The organism is Tistrella mobilis, from assembly GCF_039634785.1.
Taxonomy (GTDB): Bacteria; Pseudomonadota; Alphaproteobacteria; order Tistrellales; family Tistrellaceae; genus Tistrella; species Tistrella mobilis.
The window spans coordinates 137,616-152,671 of the sequence record NZ_JBBIAB010000010.1 but is presented as its reverse complement, the minus strand read 5'-3'; the positions used below and the strand labels follow the sequence as shown (position 1 = coordinate 152,671).

Annotated in this window: 12 protein-coding genes; 5 read left to right on the top strand and 7 right to left on the bottom strand. The window is 69.8% G+C overall.

Annotated features, from left to right (window positions below):
- Nucleotides 1-9: 9 nt before the first annotated feature.
- The 5 genes from WI697_RS16110 to WI697_RS16090 form a co-directional block, all read right to left on the bottom strand.
- A complete protein-coding gene (locus WI697_RS16110) occupies nucleotides 10-1,461 on the bottom strand; it encodes an MFS transporter (RefSeq protein WP_345959144.1) in 1,452 nt (483 codons plus the stop codon).
- Complete coding sequence (locus WI697_RS16105; protein WP_345959143.1) at nucleotides 1,458-2,006, bottom strand: DUF3429 domain-containing protein; 549 nt, start codon at nucleotides 2,004-2,006, stop codon at nucleotides 1,458-1,460. The genes WI697_RS16110 and WI697_RS16105 overlap by 4 nt, the downstream gene beginning before the upstream one ends.
- Before the next feature lie 69 nt (nucleotides 2,007-2,075).
- Nucleotides 2,076-4,337 (bottom strand): patatin-like protein, encoded by a 2,262-nt coding sequence (locus WI697_RS16100; RefSeq protein WP_345959142.1) that lies wholly within the window; start codon nucleotides 4,335-4,337, stop codon nucleotides 2,076-2,078.
- A gap of 79 nt (nucleotides 4,338-4,416) precedes the next feature.
- Complete coding sequence (locus WI697_RS16095) at nucleotides 4,417-6,033, bottom strand: cisplatin damage response ATP-dependent DNA ligase (RefSeq protein ID WP_345959141.1); 1,617 nt, start codon at nucleotides 6,031-6,033, stop codon at nucleotides 4,417-4,419.
- Nucleotides 6,034-6,038: 5 nt separating this feature from the next.
- Nucleotides 6,039-7,127 carry a ligase-associated DNA damage response exonuclease gene (locus tag WI697_RS16090; RefSeq protein ID WP_345959140.1) on the bottom strand — a complete coding sequence of 363 codons (1,089 nt, stop codon included), beginning with the start codon at nucleotides 7,125-7,127 and terminating at the stop codon, nucleotides 6,039-6,041.
- Nucleotides 7,128-7,266: 139 nt separating this feature from the next.
- Here WI697_RS16090 and WI697_RS16085 point away from each other — a divergent pair, with 139 nt between their 5' ends.
- A complete protein-coding gene (locus WI697_RS16085) occupies nucleotides 7,267-9,741 on the top strand; it encodes a ligase-associated DNA damage response DEXH box helicase (RefSeq protein ID WP_345959139.1) in 2,475 nt (824 codons plus the stop codon).
- Between the two features lie 6 nt (nucleotides 9,742-9,747).
- A complete protein-coding gene (gene pdeM, locus WI697_RS16080) occupies nucleotides 9,748-10,581 on the top strand; it encodes a ligase-associated DNA damage response endonuclease PdeM (protein ID WP_345959138.1) in 834 nt (277 codons plus the stop codon).
- On the opposite strand, the gene WI697_RS16075 is transcribed toward pdeM, so the two are convergent.
- Complete coding sequence (locus WI697_RS16075; RefSeq protein ID WP_345959137.1) at nucleotides 10,556-10,822, bottom strand: hypothetical protein; 267 nt, start codon at nucleotides 10,820-10,822, stop codon at nucleotides 10,556-10,558. The two genes, pdeM and WI697_RS16075, sit on opposite strands and share 26 nt — an antisense overlap.
- Nucleotides 10,823-11,088: 266 nt before the next feature.
- On the bottom strand, nucleotides 11,089-11,631 hold the full coding sequence (locus WI697_RS16070; protein WP_345959136.1) for a hypothetical protein: 543 nt from the start codon (nucleotides 11,629-11,631) through the stop codon (nucleotides 11,089-11,091).
- A 569-nt stretch (nucleotides 11,632-12,200) separates the two neighbouring features.
- On the opposite strand from WI697_RS16070, the gene WI697_RS16065 reads away from it, so the two are divergent.
- From WI697_RS16065 to WI697_RS16055, 3 genes are read left to right on the top strand one after another with little or no spacing between them, the layout of a single operon-like run.
- Nucleotides 12,201-12,680 (top strand): hypothetical protein, encoded by a 480-nt coding sequence (locus WI697_RS16065; protein WP_345959134.1) that lies wholly within the window; start codon nucleotides 12,201-12,203, stop codon nucleotides 12,678-12,680.
- A complete protein-coding gene (locus tag WI697_RS16060) occupies nucleotides 12,664-13,512 on the top strand; it encodes a response regulator transcription factor (RefSeq protein ID WP_062763819.1) in 849 nt (282 codons plus the stop codon). The genes WI697_RS16065 and WI697_RS16060 overlap by 17 nt, the downstream gene beginning before the upstream one ends.
- Nucleotides 13,513-13,526: 14 nt before the next feature.
- On the top strand, nucleotides 13,527-15,029 hold the full coding sequence (locus WI697_RS16055) for a sensor histidine kinase (RefSeq protein WP_062763818.1): 1,503 nt from the start codon (nucleotides 13,527-13,529) through the stop codon (nucleotides 15,027-15,029).
- The last annotated feature ends 27 nt before the right edge of the window (nucleotides 15,030-15,056 follow it).

Sequence of the window (15,056 nt, the reverse complement as noted above, 5' to 3'; positions counted from 1 at the left end):
CGGTGATCGTCAGGAGGCTGAGGAGCGCGAGCACAACGCCCGCTGTGCGGCGACGGAGAGAGAACATGAGGGTTTCCGCGAAGAGGGTGGGCCGCAGCCCGGCGGGGTGGCGACCGCCGGGCTGCGGCGCCGGGCGATTTCTTCCGCCAGACCGGACTGGATCTCCCGGGTCAGGGGGAAGCGGCGGACCAGCAGGATCGCCCAGATTTTGAAGGGCACCGGCAGGGCGCCGTAGACCAGGGCCAGCACGGTGAGTGCCGCCGCCCCGCCACCATCGGCGGCGGCAGGATCGAAGCCGGCGGCGTCGATCAGCGGAAAGGCGGTGCCGATGCCCAGAGCCAGCGCCGCCTTGGTGGCGAAGCCCCAGAGGGCGAAGAACAGGCCCGCCCGTTCCTGCCCGGTTTCCAGGCGGTCGATGTCGATCACATCGGCCTGCATGGCGTTGGGCAGGGCCAGATCGGCGCCGAGCGTCGCACCGGTGGCGATGCAGATGATCAGGAACGGCACGACGTCGCCGGTGCCGAGGAAGGCCGCCGGCAGGAAGGCGGCCGTGGCGATGGCCATCGCGATCGTCCAGGCCCGGTGCTTGCTGGTGCGGGCGGCAAGCCGGAGCCAGAGCGGCGCCGCCAGGATGCCGGCGGCGAAATAGACGAAGAGCAGCGGCCCGGCCAGATCGGGCCGGCCGATGACGTGCGAGACGTAGAGCAGGAACAGCGTCGCCGGCAGGCCGTTCGCGAAGCCGTTGGCGATATAGGCGCCGATCAGCCGCCGGAAGGGGCGGTTGGCCACAAGGGCGCCCAGCCGCGCCAGCTGTCCGCGTGCCCGGGCGACCGGGCGATCGGGTTCCGGCACGGCGATCACGGCGACGGCGGTGGTGACCGGCAGCAGCAGGGCGATGGCGGCGCCGAGCGAGGCGAGGCCCGCGGCGGTGACCGCCGTGCCGCCGCCGTCCGCCACCACCGGCAGGGCGATCGCCGCCAGCGTGCCCAGGATCACGAAAACCTCGCGCACCGTGACGATCCGGCTGCGCTCGTCATAGCCGTCGGACAGCTCTGCCGCCCAGGCCTGCTGGGAGAGCACCATCATGGTGCCGCCCAGATGCAGCACGATCGACCAGACCAGCAGATGCGCCGCCCCCGCGCCGTCGGGCGGGGACATCAGCATCCAGATGCCGGCGATGGTGAAGGGCAGGCCGGCGACCATCCAGCCGCGGCGCCGGCCGCCGGGCAGGCGGACGGCATCGGCGAGCACGCCGACCACGGGGTCGGTCACCATGTCCCAGATCCGCGCGGCGAGCAGCACGCCCCCCACCACACCCAGCCCCAGGCCGAGCGTGTCGGCATAATAGGTCGGCAGATAGATGTAGAGCGGCAGGGTGAGTGCCGCGAGCGGCAGGCCCGGCAGACCGAACAGCGCGAGGCGCCAGCCGGGCAGGGTAGCGGTGCCGGCGGCCGCGGTCACGCCGCCCCTCCGCCGCCGATCGGCGCGCCGATCGCAAGCGCGACGAGGGCACCCAGCGTGAGGCCGATGCGTAGCCGCAGATACCAGCCGGGCAGGCCTGCCCGCAGGGGCCCCAGGGTTTCGGCGGCAAGCAGCAGGGCGAAGGCGGCGGTTGCAAGGGCAAAGCCCGAAGCCTGCGGCAGCAGCAGCGCCGCCCAGCCGAGCAGGGAGGGCAGAACCGAGATTGCGAAGCGCTGCATCGCCCGCCTGGTGTCGGCCCGGCCGGAGGCCAGCGCCAGCCCCCAATGCACGGCCCCCAGGAAGGAGAGAATGACCGCGCCATAGGCGAGCAGGGCCGCGCGCGCGGCGGCCGGGTCATCCGAGAGCAGGGCGAGGGCGGCACCGGCGGCAAACGGGATCAGCCCGGCAATGCCCAAAGCCGTCGCCAGACGCGCCGGCCCGTTTGGCGTGGGCCCGAGTGGCGTGGACCCGAGTGGCGTGGACCCGTGCTGCGTGCCGCCGGTCCGTGCCTCCCGCGCGCCGCCCATGACATTGCCGCTGCCCATGAAACCCGTCTCCCTGACCATTTCACGGGTGATACGGGGATCAGGGCATTTCGGATCGGTCGGCCGTGATCAGGCGAGGAGACCAAGTCTTCGAAGCAGCCGTGTCGCGGGGTCGCCGAGGCCGCCGGTCTTGTCCACGATCGTGATCAGATCGTCTGCGATGGCGTTGAACAATCGGGTGCGGTAGGCCGCTTTCACCGTGTGGGCGGCATCGCCTTCCAGTCCCGCGGCATCAAGGATCATGTCGAGCAGCCGCTCGGCGCCATTCAGCCGGCCGAGCAGGATGTCGTGAACCCGGGCATCGCGGGAGAGAAAGCCGGCGAAGGCCCCGAATTCGTCGCCCAGGGCCTGGCCGACCACGTCGCGGGTCGAGCGGCAGTCGATGGGGGAAATCCGGACGATTCTCGCCTCCTGCGGTTCCTCGATCCGGTGGCGGATCATTTCGGGCGCGGTGACGAGGTCGACCAGATCGAACAGGCTGTCGGCCGCCTGAAGGGCCGTGGCAACCGGGCCCGGCGGGATGTCGGCGACGGCGACGTCAAGCGCACCGGCCAGACGATCTGCGGCAGAGGTTGCGGCTGCGAGAGCCCGATCCAGCGCCGTCTGGCCCGCCGCGTTCAGAACCGCGAAGGAGGCGCGGCCGGGCCCCGTGGTACGATCGGTCATCATGGCGTCGAGAGCGGTGGGATCGAAGGCGATGTCGGTGCCCGTCATGTCGATGGTGGGGCGGATCTCCGCAAGGTCGGTGAGCACCGATTTGAAGGCGTCGACCGTTCCCCGGTCCGACGCCGACGCATAGAGCCGGTTGGCCTGTCTGACCAGAAAGCGCCGGCGGCGATCCTGGCGGGGGAAGGCCGTGGCAGCCGGGGCGCGCGGGTTCTCTGCCATGTAGAGCCGGGCGAGCCGGCGGATCAGATGGGCCTGACGCGAGGGGTAGGGCAGGTCCAGGGCGCCGTTGATCAGACCCGCCAGCAGGGCGGCGGCGGACTGGCTGCAGGCCCTGTCATAGGGCAGGACGCAGGCCGGCGCGAAGCTGTGGGCGGGAGCGTCGGGAGAGGCCGCGCGGAAGGCCTGCGCCGCCTGAAGGGTCTCGGCCTCCAGCAGCTTGAGTTCCTGCGCGACCCGGTTGCGCTCCGCCACCGCCTCCAGATCGTCGAGGATCGGTTCATAGCGGAAATGATCATAGAGCCGGCCGATCAGGGCGCCGCCGGCGAAGCGGGCCTCGTCGGGGATCGGCACCTCCTGCTCGGGCGTCGGTTCGACATAGGCGATCAGGCGGATCACCTGACGGCGGGCGGGCTTGTCGCCGATCGCGTCGATGACCGGGCCGAAGGGCTTGTTGTCATGCAGCCCGCCATCGGCCATCTGGGCGCGGCTGCCCCAGTCATCGCCCGTCATACGATCGTCGCCGGCCAGAATGTGTTCGCCCAGATGGCGGTTGTGGAAGTCTGCGAGCCCGTCATGGGCCGACAGTTCTTCGGCGACGTCGCTGCTGCGCAGGGGCGCGAAGGCGATCGGAAAGCTGGCGGTCGACCGGCAGGCATAGGTCAAAGCGAAGATGTCGTCGAAATCACCGGTGAGGCCGCCGCGGGTCTCGAACCGCATCACATGCGGGAAGCGCCGTTCCTGCTGGCGGCCGTCATGCAGCCCGGCGTCGATCGGCAGGAAGCGCGGCCAGCCATGCAGGTCGCTGCGGGTGAGAAAAAGATCCAGCCGCTGGCCGTCGGGCAGGAGATGGGCGGTGCTGCGGCCGATCCCGTTCAGGGCCTCGCCGATCAGCCGGATGAATTTGCGGCCGTCGAGCGGCGTTCTGGTGCCGTCGCCGCCCCTCAGAAAGGCGGCGAGGTGATCGATCAGCCAGCCATGAGAGATCTGAGGCGGCAGGTTGCCCATGAAACGGTTCAGGATCGGCCGGCCGAGAGTGCGATACAGCCAGCCGGCGCCTTCCTCGGGATCGTCCTTCAGATTGGCGATATCCGCCTTGTCGATCCAGAACCCGTTCATATGGCGCACGCCGCCGCCGGTCGCGATCGCCCGTCCCAGCACCGCGCCGTTGAGGCCGCCGGCGGAGGAGCCCGCGATGGTATCGACGACGACGCGGAGGTCGACCGTCTTCTCCGCCAGCTCGTCCAGCAGGTCGCGATAGATGGCGCTGGTCGGGGCCGGGTCCGGGGCTTTTGCCGGTGGTGGGGTGCTGCTCGCCCGATCCCGCGAGGCGCGGAGCAGGGCGTGCAGCTCTTCGGTGATGCCGGCCATGTAGATCGCGAGCGACACCCCGCCATAAAGCACGATGCCGAGCCGGAGTTCCCGGCAGGGGACGGTATCGGTCATGGCCGGACTCCCCAGGATGCAGGCTTCAGATGATCATGTTAGGTAATAAAAAGGGAACAGGCAACAACGTCTGCACGCGTCAGGTGACGGAGGCCGCAGGGGATCCGGCCACCAGGCCCGCCGCGGTTTCCAGCCGGTCGGCTTCGGCTGCGGGCTTGTCCCAGCGGATGCGGGCGATGCGGGGAAAGCGCAGGGCGAGGCCGGATTTGTGCCGGGGGCTGGGCTGGACGGAATCGAAGGCGACCTCCAGCACCAGGCCGGGGGCGACGGCGCGGACCGGGCCGAAGCGCTCGGTGGTGTTGCGGCGGATCCAGCGGTCCAGCTCGACCAGTTCCTGATCGGTGAAGCCGGAATAGGCCTTGCCGACCGGCACCAGCGTGTCGTCGTCGCGCCAGACGCCGAAGGTGTAGTCGCTGAAATAGGACGAGCGGCGGCCATGGCCGCGCTGCGCATACATCAGCACGACATCCAGGGTCAGGGGCGCACGCTTCCACTTGAACCATGGCCCCTTGGGGCGGCCGGCGAGATAGGGGGTGTCGCGGCGCTTCAGCATCACCCCTTCGATCGTTGCGGCGGGCGGATCGGCGCGCAGCCGGTCCAGCTCCGCCCAGCTTGAGAAGGCGACCAGGGGCGACAGGTCGAAACGTGGCGAGGGATGGGCGGCGACAAGGGCTTCGAGGGCGGCGCGCCGTTCGGCGAAGGGGTGCGGGCGCAGGTCGACACCGCCCCTGGCGAGCAGGTCGTAGAGCCTGAGATGGGCGGGGAGGGATTTCAGCAGGCCGGCGCCGACCGTGCGGCGGTTGATGCGTTTCTGAAGCTCGGCAAAGGGTGCGGGCTGGCCGTCAGGCCCCATCACCACCAGCTCGCCATCGACCGCCGCCTCGCCGAAAGGCCAGGCGTCGAGCAGATCGGGGAAGCCGCGGCCGATCTCGTCGCCCGATCGGGCATAGAGCCGGATCTCGCCACCGGCCGCCACCATCTGGGCACGGATGCCGTCCCACTTCCATTCGGCGCGGAAATCGGATGGGTCGAGCGGCGCCAGATCGGCCAGCTCGGCAGGCGTGGCCAGCATGAAGGACCGGAAATGCGGCAGGCCGCGCGGGTCGGGCCGGGGCCCCGTGCCGGTCGCCCAGGCGAAGAGCGCCTCGTAAGGTGGCTCCAGCCCGTGCCAGACCTCTTCCACCGCTTCGGGGGCGAGCTTCGCCCAGGCGGCGAAGGCCGCTTTGGCGAGACCGGCGGAAACCCCCACCCGCAGCCCGCCGGTGGCGAGTTTGAGCAGCGCCCAGCGCCCGGTGGTGTCGAGCCCGTCGAGCCAGCCGGCAAGCGACCGCATGGCCGCGGCGGCCGAGGGGGCGGCGGCGAGGGTTTCGGCGACCTCCGACAGCCGCACACCCGGGTCGTTGCGGCCGGCGCCCGTGGCCGCGGGTTCGGGCCACATCAGCGCCGCGGTTTCGGCCAGATCGCCGACATAGTCATATGACAGGGCGAACAGCACCGGATCGGTGCGGCTGCCGATCAACTCGCGGATCGCCGAGGGGCGGGCGGCGCGCAGGTCGAGCGTGCCGGCGAGCGCCGCCAGGGCCCAGCCGCGATCGGGATCGGGGGTGTGGGCAAAATAGTCGCCGATCAGGCGCAGCTTGGTGGTGCGCGAGGGCGTGAGGATCAGGCGGTCGAGCAGATCGGCGAAGCGGCGCATGCGGATCAGCCTTCCGTTTCGCCGGCGCCGGCCGGGGCGTCGTCGTCCTCGTCGCCATATCCCGCAAGGCGCAGCGGCCGGGCGTGCAGCCCCATTCCGGCCGCGGCATGGGCGAGGGCGTCTTCCCGGCCATGGGTGATCCAGGTCTCTTCGGGACGAAGATCGCTCAGCGTCTGCAGCAATTCGTCCCAGTCGGCATGGTCGGAGATGACCAGCGGCAGTTCCGCACCGCGCTGCTTCGCCCGCTGGCGCACCCCCATCCAGCCCGAGGCGACCGCGACCAGCGGATCGGGGAGCCGCCGGGCCCAGCGATCGGCCACGGCGCCGGGCGGTGCCAGAACCAGTTCCCCGGCCAGATCGGCGCGCGCGCGCCCCGCCACCGGCAGCAGCGGGCCGAGCGGCACGCCCAGGTTTTCATAAAGGGTCGACAGCGGCGCCAGCGCGCCATGGATGTAGATCGGCCGGTCATAGCCGGCATCGCGGATCATCCGGATCACCCGCTGGCATTTGCCCAGGGCGTAGACGCCGACCAGATGCGCCCGGTCGGGGAAGACGTCCAGCCCGTGCAGCAGTTTCGCGATCTCGCCCGCGGCCGACGGATGGCGGAAGACCGGCAGGGCGAAGGTCGCCTCGGTGATGAACAGATCGCAGGGTACGGGCTCGAAAGCCGGGCAGGTGGGATCGGCGCGGCGCTTGTAATCGCCCGAGACCACCGCGGTCCGGCCCCGATGGGTGATCACGATCTGGGCCGACCCCAGGACATGGCCGGCAGGCGCCAGCATCACCGAGACATCCCCCACGGTCAGCCGTTCGCCATAGCCGAGCGGCTGACCGCGCACCTGATCCGGGCCGAAGCGTGCCGCCATGATCGCCAGCGTTTCGGGCGTGGCCAGCACCGCCCCATGGCCGGGGCGGGCATGATCGGCATGGCCGTGGGTGACGATCGCGCGCGGCTTCGCACGGGTCGGGTCGATCCAGAAATCGCCGGGCGGGCAGTAGAGACCTTCCGGGCAGGGGACCAGCCAGTCGATGCCGGCACCCCGCGGGGCGGGAGGGGCGGGATCGGCAGGCGGCAGGCGGATATCGTCGGGCATGGGCGATCCCGGCTGGGGGAGAGGAAGGGTGTACCCGGTTTGTACTCCTGTCAAGATTGGGTGGCCGGGGGCCCAAGTCCACCCCCGCGGCATCATGCCGGGCTCGCTTTCGGGGCGGGCTGCACCATACTATCCGGCCATGAGCGTGCATGAACCCCGTCTGCCGGTGCTGGTGCCGGATGCCGACCTGCCCCCGCCCGCGCCGCTGCCTGCGGCGGTGGCGGGCTGGTTCGCCGCGCGCGGCTGGACCCCGCACCCCCATCAGCTGCGCATGCTGGCCGCCGCGGATGCCGGGCTGCCGGTGCTGCTGATCGCGCCCACGGGGGCAGGCAAGACGCTGGGCGGCTTCCTGCCCGGCCTTGCCCGGGCGGCGGCGGGGGAGGTGGCCGGACGGCTGGACACCATCTACATCTCGCCGCTGAAGGCGCTGGCGGCCGATATCGCCCGCAATCTGGAACGGCCGATCGCCGAAATGGGCCTGGGGCTGCAGGTGGGGGTGCGCACCGGCGACACCGATCAGCGCACCCGCGAACGCCAGCGCCGCAGCCCGCCCGAACTGCTGCTGACCACACCGGAATCGCTGGCGCTGATGCTGTCCTATGCCGATGCGCCCAGGATCTTCGGGCGGCTGGCGACGGTGATCGTGGATGAGGTCCATGCCATTGCCGGCACCAAGCGCGGCGATCTGCTGGCGCTGGGGCTCGCCCGGTTGAAGTCGCTGTCGCCGGGGCTGCGCGTGGTGGGGCTGTCGGCGACGGTGGCGGATGAAGAGGCGGTGCGGCGCTGGGTCGATCCGCGGGCGGTGATCGTGCGTGGGCGCGAGGCGGCGCAGGCGGAGGTGTCGCTGCTGATCCCCGAAGGCGAGCGGGTGCCCTGGGCGGGGCATCTGGCCCGCCATGCCATGGCCGGGGTCTATCAGGCGATCCGCGACCACGGCACCACGCTGGTTTTCGTGAACACCCGCGCCCAGGCCGAACTGGTCTTTCAGGAACTCTGGCATCTGAACGAGGACGGGCTGGCGATCGCGCTGCACCATGGCAGCCTGGCGGCGGAGCAGCGGCGCAAGGTCGAGGCGGCCATGGCCGAAGGCCGGCTGCGGGCGGTGGTGGCGACCTCCTCGCTGGATCTGGGCATCGACTGGGCGGCGGTGGATCTGGTGATGCAGATCGGCGCGCCCAAGGGCGTGTCGCGGCTGGTGCAGCGCATCGGCCGGGCCAATCACCGGCTGGACCTGGCATCGAAGGCCATTCTGGTGCCGGCCAACCGGTTCGAGGTGCTGGAATGCCGGGCGGCGCTGGAAGCGGTCGCCGAGGGAGAGCTGGATGGCGAGCCGCCGCGGCCGGGGGCGCTCGACGTTCTGGCCCAGCATGTTCTGGGCACCGCCTGCATGGCGCCTTTCGATGCCGATGCGCTTTATGCCGAGGTGACCGGCAGCGCGCCCTATGCCGCACTCGATCGCCCGAGTTTCGATGCGGTGGTCGATTTCGTCGCAACCGGCGGCTATGCGCTCAGGGCCTATGACCGCTTCCGGCGGATCGAGCAGGACGAGGCCGGGCGCTGGCGGGTGGCGGGGCCGGTGGCGGCCCGGCAGTACCGGATGAATGTCGGCACCATCGTCGAGATGCCGATGCTGAACGTGCGGCTGACCAGGCCCGGCGGTCGCGGCATGGGCGGCCGGATGCTGGGGCGGATCGAGGAATGGTTCGTCCAGGGGCTGGTGCCGGGCGACAGCTTCGTCTTCGCCGGCGAATTGCTGGTCTACGAGGCGCTGCGCGAAACCGATGTGCTGGTCAGCCGCGGCCGCGGCGGCGACCCCAGGATCCCGTCCTATGGCGGTGGCCGCTTCCCGATCTCGGCCTCGCTTGCCCGCCGGGTGCGGGGGATGCTGGCCGATCCGGCCCATCGCGACCTGCTGCCGCCGGCGGTCGCCGAATGGCTGGCGATGCAGGAGCTGCGGTCGGAGCTGCCGGGCGCCGACGGGCTGCTGGTCGAGACCTTCCCCCGCGGCGGCCGCTGGTTCCTGATCGCCTATGGCTTTGCCGGCCGCAATGCCCATCAGACGCTGGGCATGCTGCTGACCCGCCGGATGGAGCGGATGGGCTTCCGGCCGATGGGCTTCGTCGCCAACGACTATGCCATCGCGATCTGGAGCCTGGATGCGCCGGAACGGATCGATGCCCTGTTCGGCCAGGACATGATGGGCGAGGATCTGGAAGCCTGGATGGCGGAATCGAGCATGTTGCGGCGGACCTTCCGCAATGTCGCGGTGATCGCGGGGCTGATCGAGCAGCGCCATCCGGGGCGCGAGAAGACCGGCCGGCAGGTGACGTTCAGCTCCGATCTGATCTATGACGTGCTGCGCCGCCATCAGCCCGATCATGTGCTGCTGAAGGCGACCTGGGCCGATGCCGCCGGCGGGTTGACCGATCTCGGCCGGCTGAACGACATGCTGGTCGCGGTGCAGGGCCGCATCCTGCACCGGCCCCTGGCCAGGGTCTCGCCGCTGGCGGTGCCGCTGCTGCTGGAGGTGGGGCGCGAAAGCGTGCCCGGCCAGGCCGATGACGACCTGCTGGGCGAAGCCGCCGCCCTGATCGAAGACGCCACCCGTGGATGACCGCCCGTGACCCTGCCCCCCGCGACCCCGATCTCTGCCCCCCGCCCCGCCGCCCTGCCGATCGCGCTTGGCGGCGAGTCCTTTCTGGCCGATCCGTCGGGCGCGCTGATCTGGCCGCGGCGGGACACGATGCTGGTGGCGGATCTGCATTTCGAGAAGGGATCGGCCTTCGCCCGCAAGGGGCAGCTGCTGCCGCCCTATGACAGCCTTGAGACCCTGATCCGGCTGGAAGATCTGGTGGCGACCTACGGGCCCCGGCGGATCCTCTGCCTGGGCGACAGCTTCCATGACCGGGACGGGCCGGCCCGTCTGGATCTCCTGGATCGGCAGCGCCTGGCGCGGCTGGTGGCGGTCCATGACTGGATCTGGATCACCGGCAATCACGACCATGGGGCGGCGGCGAGCCTGGGCGGAACGGTGATGGACGAGCTGCTGGAGTCCGGGGTGGCGCTGCGTCATGAAGCGGCGGCTGCGGCCGCAGCGGATGAGCGGCTGGAGATCAGCGGCCATTTTCACCCGAAGGCGATCCTGCGCGTCCGTGGCCGGCGGTTGTCGCGGCGCTGCTTTGCCGGCGGACGCGCCCCCTGTGGCCGTGACCGTCTGGTCCTGCCGGCCTTCGGGTCCTATGCGGGCGGGCTGAATGCGCTGGACCCGGCCGTGGCGCGGCTGTTTGCCGGCGGGTTCGACGTCTGGGCGACGGGGGACCGGGCGGTGCATCGCCTGCCGTCATCGCGGCTGGATCCGGATCAGCCGCATGTCGGCGGCCACCGGCCGTCATCAGGCCGGGCGGTGCAGGGTGCTGCCCGGCAGGGGATCACCAGCGACGCGGGCGAAGCCTGACGCGCAGAAAGGCCCAGATCAGCGGGGCGGGGAAGGCGCGGGCACGATGGGCGGCAGCCCCCGGGCCGTTGCGCAGGGCGATCCCGGCCGAGAGCGTCCAGCGCCCGCGTGCCGTGCTCCAGCTGATCGAGACCAGTGCCCGCGACGGGCCGCCACCCTCTACGGGCGCCGGCACCAGACGCAGTCGGGCGGCCCTGCGGCCGGGCAGCACCTGGCGGATCGTGGCGGGCGGCAGGGCCATGGGGCAGAAATTCCCTGTCACGCAGGTGTGGCTCTCAGCCGACGACGAAAAGCCCGGGTGGAAACCGCGGCACCGGGAAGGTGATGCGGTTTCCACCCGAAAGTTTTGGATCGGTCAGCACTGGCTTGGTCCGTGGAGTGCGGGGGCCGCATCCGTCCGCGCTTCCGGCATGGCCCCCGCCACCGGAACGGGCTTCACCCCGGACGGATGTCTTCGTCGTTCCCGGGGGCACGGGAAAATTTGCGGCCCCCTGGGAACCAATCTGGTCAGTTGGCGGTTCGGGGCTGGTCCTCACCCTCACCGTCGAAGAGGTCGCCAATGGCGGAGAGAAGTCGTTCCCCCAACCCCGGCTCGGCCGCGGCAGCCGGTTCGGTGGCTGCCGGCCGCGGCGTTGCCGACGCCGGCACATCCGTCGCCGCAGAGGTTGCCGTCTGGACGGGTGCGGTCCGGGCGGGCGCAGCTTCGTGCCGGGCGGGCGCAGCTTCATGGACGGGCGTTCCGGCAGCCGCGGCGGCGGAACCGGCCGGCATGCCGTCGGCGGCTGAGGGCGCGGCCGGATCCGGATGGTCCAGGTCGTGGCGCGCGCGCAACTCCCCCACCAGGCGCATCAGGGCTGGATCGTGCTGCGCCATGGAGTCATCGGTCACGATATCCGCCTTGCGCGGCGGCTCCAGCGCCGCCGCGGCTGCGGGACTGATCAAAGTCGACGGCGTGCCCGATGTGGCGTTCTGCCAGGACGGCGATGCAACGAAGGCGAGAAGAGCGGCAGCGGATACGGCCGGCAACACTGTGTAGCGAAGAGTCGCCATGTGAAGTCTCCTGAGCGGAACCCGGATGCGGATCCGGTTCCGACCGCGACGACCTTGGGTGCGGTCGCGGCTTGACCGACACTATGTGAAATCTCGTGTGGCGCCGCACGCGGCAAACTTGTGGCAAACAGGCGCTGTTTTACGTCACGGACCGCTGCCGTGACATGTTGTATCGTGGTGCCGAGTATTCGGACGACGGGCTTCAATATATGCGCATGGCGCATTTTGGGACGGATGCCCCGATTGCATTGCATGCGCTGCAAAGCAAATGCGCCGGAGCCCGCAACCTTGACTGTTCCATCGTCGGGCACTTCGGCTAGAATACAGGCCACGTCGGCGCTGCAAGTTGCAGCGTCGCGCGCGACCGACGACCAGGACGATAAAAAAGAGAACCAGAAAATTGGAGCCGGTCGGGCGAGACCAGGTTCCTGGATCGAGAGGCTGAGGTGACGGCATCCTCCGTCGAGCGCCGGACACGGCGCCGCGCAGCAGTCGCGGCAGTGTTTGCGGCTGCTCTTACGTTGTCCGCATGTGCGGCGCCAAGACCCGCGCCGGTCGCGTCAACGGCCATGACGGCGCAGCCGGGTCCCGTGCACGATCCGCGGCTGGCGGCGGCCGCGGGCACACATAACGGCGCCCTGCTGACCCCGCAGGAAAAGCCGGCCCCGCCGCCCCCGAAGCCGGACAGCACGCCGTCGGCCCAGGCACAGCAGGTCTCCGGCAGCCGGGACGACGCCGGCGAAAGCCAGCAGGCCCTGCTGATCCCGGTCGTCCCCGATGTCGGGCCCGACGATCTCCGGGGCCTGTCGCCGGAACGCGTGCGCGCCCTGCTGGGCGGGCCGGTTTCGGTGACGGAGGAACCCCCCGCGACCGTATGGCAGTACCGCACCGGATCTTGTGCAGCGGATCTGTTTTTCTATCTGGATATCACGTCACAGGAGTTGCGGGTGGTGACGCTCGCGATTCGTGGCGCAGAGGATACCGAGAAGGCGCGCAAGGCCTGTCTCGCCGACATCAGAGCAAGGAACCGGAATGGCGGACGAAGCTGAACACGGCATGGCCGGGACGACCGGCGTGGATGATCTGCACGTCGCGATCGTCGACGATGACGACCTGTTCCGGGAATCCATCGCCCAGAATCTGGTCGATGCGGGCTTCGCCGTGGCCGATTTCCCAAGCGGCCCCGGCTTCCTGTCGTATCTTGCCGAGGGCGAGGCGCCGGGACTGATCCTGCTCGACTGGAAGATGCCCGAGATGAACGGCATCGAGGTGCTGCGCCGCCTGCGCTCGGACGGGTGCGAAATTCCGGTGATCTTTCTGACCGTACTGTCGGATCAGATCTACGAAGAGGCAGCACTGACCAGCGGTGCGGTGGATTTCGTCGAAAAGTCGCGCAGCTTCTCGATTCTGCGCCGGCGCATCGAACTGATCCTGGGCGGACAGAAGCGGCGGTCCGAAGCCGCAGCCCAGGGCCAGGCCGGCGAAGCCGCCGGCGCCCCCGCCGATGCGGCCGCCGCGTCGGATGTGCTGCGCAATGGCGAGATCGAGCTTAAGGTCGAAACCCACCGGGCCTATTGGCGTGGCCAGGAAGTGCCGCTCACCGTGACGGAGTTCCGCATGGTGCTGCATATGGTGGAACGCGCCGGGCTGGACGTGCGCTATCGCGACCTCTACGACCTTGTCCACGGCGCCGGTTTCATGGCCGGTGACGGGTCGGAGGGCTATCGCTCCAACGTCCGGACCTTCATCAAGCGCATCCGGCAGAAGTTCCGCGATCTGGACCCTGATTTCGGCCAGATCGAGAACTATCCGGGCTTCGGCTATCGCTGGCTGGATGCAGAGCAGCCGCGGTCGACCGACGCCGCTGCGACGGAAGACTGAGGGGCGGCGGCGGGATGACGCTGCTGCGTGCGCTGAGACGAACGGTCGACAGTTTCGCCGTCAAGCTCGGCATTCTTCTGGTCGTGTTCTTCAGCGTCCCGATGATCCTCTACGACCAGTTCGAAGAGGCGGATCGTCAGCAGCGGACCCTGCTTCTCGACAGTGTCCAGCGCCAGGGCAATCTTGTTGCCCAGGCGCTGGTCCCCCTGCTGTCGGAATTCGATGCGGCCGCCGTGCCGCGCGTGCGCCAGACCATCGAGCGCATGGCGCAGCCCGATGTCTCGATCAAGCTGATGCTGCGCCCGTCGAACGAGGCGAACCGCAATTCGTTTTTCTACATCGCCTCGGTCCCCGCCGTGCCGGTGGATTATCTGCAGGAAGAACGCGCCGAGCTGATCGAGACCGGGGTTCTGGACCGGCTGGCGGATACCTGCGGCGGCGGCCGGCCGCTGGCGGTGGAATACACCAATCCCAAGGGGCAGGTGGAGGTTCTGACCTCTCTGACCCCGATCGATGCCGCCATGGGCTGCTGGGTGGTGATCACCGCCCATGCAACGGACGGGATCGTGGGGCAGAGCCTGGCCCGGCCCTATTGGCAGATGCCGGAAGTCCGCTTCGCCGGTGCGGTCTATCTGACCCTGGCGCTGGTCGTGCTGTGGCTGTTCACCAGTGTCTGGCGCAATATCCGCGGCTTTGCCGGCGTCGCCCGCCGGATCCGCAAGGACCCGGGCACCCAGCGCTCCTTCTCGGAAATGAACCGGGTGCCGGAGCTGAACGACGTGGCCCGGTCTTTCGACGACATGGTGCGCGATCTGCGTGGCACCGCCGAGACCATGCGCCGCACGGCCGAAGAGAACGCCCACGCCTTCAAGACCCCGATCGCCGTCATCTCCCAGAGCATCGAGCCGCTGAAGCGCTCGGTTCCCGCCGATGATCTGCGCGGCCGCCGCTCGCTCGACCTGATCGAGCGGTCGGTGCAGCGGCTCGACGTGCTGGTCAATGCCGCGCGCCGGATCGAGGAGACCGTGGCCGACCTGCTCAACCCGCCGCGCACGCCGCTGAACCTCTCCGCCCTGCTGGAAGACATCGTCGACGAGTATCAGGAGAATGCCCGCACCACCGGCGACCGCCGGGTGGTCGGCCGGATCGATCGCAACATCCCGGTCAGGGTGGGGGCCGACATGATCGAGACGGTCATGCAGAACCTGCTCGACAACGCGCTCAGCTTCACGAAACCCGGCACCGAAGTCGTCGTGACGGCGACCGTCACCGAGGGCCGCGTGCGGGTGCTGGTCGATGATCAGGGCCCGGGCGTGCCGCCGGGCGATCTGGAGCGGATCTTCGAACGCTATGTCTCGATCCGCGACGACAGCCAGCGCATGCCGGGTGCCGGCAATTTCGGCATCGGGTTGTGGATCGTCCGTCGCAATATCGAGGCGGCCGGCGGATTGATCCGGGCGGAGAATCGCAAGGAAGGCGGTCTCCGCATGGCGGTGGAGCTGCCATTGGCCCGGTGATCCGCCTTCTTCAGGTGATCGGTTGGG